The following is a 563-nucleotide window of genomic DNA, read 5'->3' as shown; positions in this document are numbered from 1 at the left end:
CTCGACGGTCTGCTGCACCGGCAGCCGCAGCACGGGGTGGGGGCTCACCTCGACGAACGCCGAATGCCCGTCGGCGATCAGCCTGCGGGTGGTGGTCTCCAGCTCGACGGTCTGCCGCAGGTTCCGGTACCAGTACTCCGCGTCCAGGCCGGCCGTGTCCATGGGTTCACCGGTCACCGTGGAGTAGAACGGCACCTCCGAGGAGCGCGGCGAGATGTCCGCCAGGACCTTCAGCAGCTCCTCACGGACCTCCTCCACCAGGACGGAGTGTGATGCGTAGTCGATGGCGACCCGGCGGACCCGGACCTCCTCGCCGTCGAACGCCGCGAACAGTTCGTCCAGCGCCTTCGCATCGCCCGCCACCACCACCGAACCCGGCCCGTTGACCGCGGCCACGGACACGGCGCCGTTCCACGCGGCGATCCGCTCCCGCACCTGGTCGATCGGCAGTCCGATCGACACCAGCCCACCACGGCCGGCCAGACCCGCCGCGATCACCCGCGACCGCAGCGCCACCACCTTGGCCGCGTCCTCCAGCGACAGCGCACCCGCCACACACGCCG

At 71.2% G+C, this 563-nt stretch carries 1 protein-coding gene; it reads right to left on the bottom strand.

Annotated features, from left to right (window positions below; all coding sequences use genetic code 11):
- Nucleotides 1-563: acyltransferase domain-containing protein (locus tag KN815_RS40445; protein WP_216346782.1), on the bottom strand; the 563-nt coding region annotated here is incomplete at both ends.

Origin of the sequence: Streptomyces niphimycinicus (assembly GCF_018883605.1) — a bacterium.
In the GTDB taxonomy this organism is placed as follows: Bacteria; Actinomycetota; Actinomycetes; order Streptomycetales; family Streptomycetaceae; genus Streptomyces; species Streptomyces niphimycinicus.
Note: the sequence above shows the minus strand (reverse complement) of the source record. Positions and strands in the feature narration are given on the sequence as shown.